The organism is Pseudoalteromonas sp. SIMBA_162 (assembly GCF_046535955.1).
Classification (GTDB): domain Bacteria; phylum Pseudomonadota; class Gammaproteobacteria; order Enterobacterales; family Alteromonadaceae; genus Pseudoalteromonas; species Pseudoalteromonas marina.
The window spans coordinates 1-770 of sequence record NZ_JAWJBQ010000056.1; the positions used below are offsets into that span (position 1 = coordinate 1).

1 rRNA gene is annotated in these 770 nt (G+C 52.1%); it reads left to right on the top strand.

The features are described from left to right. A 23S ribosomal RNA gene (locus R0J88_RS18680) occupies nucleotides 1–751 on the top strand; the annotation flags it as partial. Between the last annotated feature and the right edge of the window lie 19 nt (nucleotides 752–770).

The following is a 770-nucleotide window of genomic DNA, read 5'->3' on the forward strand; positions in this document are numbered from 1 at the left end:
TGGAGTCGTCCTTGAAATACCACCCTTGTAGTTTTGATGTTCTAACGTTGGCCCCTGAATCGGGGTTACGGACAGTGCCTGGTGGGTAGTTTGACTGGGGCGGTCTCCTCCCAAAGAGTAACGGAGGAGCACGAAGGTTGGCTAAGTACGGTCGGACATCGTACGGTTAGTGTAATGGTAGAAGCCAGCTTAACTGCGAGACAGACACGTCGAGCAGGTACGAAAGTAGGTCATAGTGATCCGGTGGTTCTGAATGGAAGGGCCATCGCTCAACGGATAAAAGGTACTCCGGGGATAACAGGCTGATACCGCCCAAGAGTTCATATCGACGGCGGTGTTTGGCACCTCGATGTCGGCTCATCACATCCTGGGGCTGAAGTCGGTCCCAAGGGTATGGCTGTTCGCCATTTAAAGTGGTACGCGAGCTGGGTTTAGAACGTCGTGAGACAGTTCGGTCCCTATCTGCCGTGGGCGTTTGAGAATTGAGAGGGGTTGCTCCTAGTACGAGAGGACCGGAGTGAACGAACCGCTGGTGTTCGGGTTGTCATGCCAATGGCATTGCCCGGTAGCTACGTTCGGAACTGATAAGCGCTGAAAGCATCTAAGCGCGAAGCAGGCCTCGAGATGAGTTCTCACTAGACTTTTAAAGTCTCTGAAGGGCCGTTGAAGACTACAACGTTGATAGGCAAGATGTGGAAGTGGTGTGAGCCATTAAGCTAACTTGTACTAATTACCCGTGAGGCTTAACCATACAACGCCAAACGCGTTTT